This is a genomic window from Nocardia amamiensis (genome assembly GCF_015477605.1).
Taxonomy (GTDB): domain Bacteria; phylum Actinomycetota; class Actinomycetes; order Mycobacteriales; family Mycobacteriaceae; genus Nocardia; species Nocardia amamiensis_A.
The window spans coordinates 1-975 of the sequence record NZ_JADLQX010000171.1 but is presented as its reverse complement, the minus strand read 5'-3'; the positions used below and the strand labels follow the sequence as shown (position 1 = coordinate 975).

At 66.9% G+C, this 975-nt stretch carries 1 protein-coding gene; it reads left to right on the top strand.

Annotated elements, in window-relative coordinates:
- Positions 1–98: 98 nt before the first annotated feature.
- The coding region (locus IU459_RS37300; RefSeq protein ID WP_228839062.1) for an IS4 family transposase at positions 99–975 on the top strand (877 nt) is incomplete at its 3' end.

The window sequence follows — 975 nt, the reverse complement described above, 5'->3', positions numbered from 1 at the left end:
CAATACCAGTGACTTAAGGTTTGTGGGCTGGTAGGGTCTGTGCCCGGGAGGTGTGCATGCCGCGGCCTGGGCAGGTCAAGTCGGAGACGGATGAACGGTTGTCTGATCGCATCGCGGTCGGGTTGTTGACGAGGACGTTTCCGCCGGAGTTGGTGGATCGTGTGGTGGCCGATTGTGGCCGGGCGGGGCTGCGGACGAGGTTGCTGCCGCCGCGTGTGGTGGTGTATTTCGTGCTGGCGATGTGCCTGTTTTCCGGGCAGGGTTACGAGGAGGTCGCCCGGCTGCTCACGCAGGGTTTGGTGTGGGCCAAGCGGTGGTCGGGGTCGTGGCGGGTGCCCACGACCGCGGCGATCTCGCGGGCTCGGGTGAAGCTGGGGCCGGCGCCGTTGCGGGCGTTGTTCGCCGAGGTTGCGCGGCCGTTGGCGACCGAGTCGACGCCCGGCGCCCGGTATCGGCAGTGGCGGCTGGTCGCGGTGGACGGCACGGTGTTCGATGTTCCCGACAGTGCCGAGAACGCCACGCATTTCGGGCGCCCGAAGACGCATCGGACCGAGCGGTGTGCGTATCCGCAGGTGCGGATGGTGGCGCTGGCCGAGTGTGGCACTCATGCGATCACTGCGGCGGCGCTGGGGCCGTGCACGACCGCTGAGCCGGTACTGGCTCGCCAGTTGTTCGGGCACCTGGGAATGGGAGATCTGCTGCTGGCCGATCGCGGTTTCACTGGTGTGCAGCTGTGGCGGACGGCGTGTGCTGGTGGTGCGGATCTGTTGTGGCGCATACGATCTCACCTCATCCTTCCGGTGGTCGAGGAGCTGGCCGACGGCTCGTATCTGTCGGAGATCGTGGAGGCGAAGGACCATCGCAAACGCGCCGATCCCACGGTCGTGCGGGTTATCGAGTACACCCTGCAAGGACCCGGTTTCCCCGCCGGGGAGGCGCCCTACCGGTTGATCACCACGATCCTGGATCCCCTAG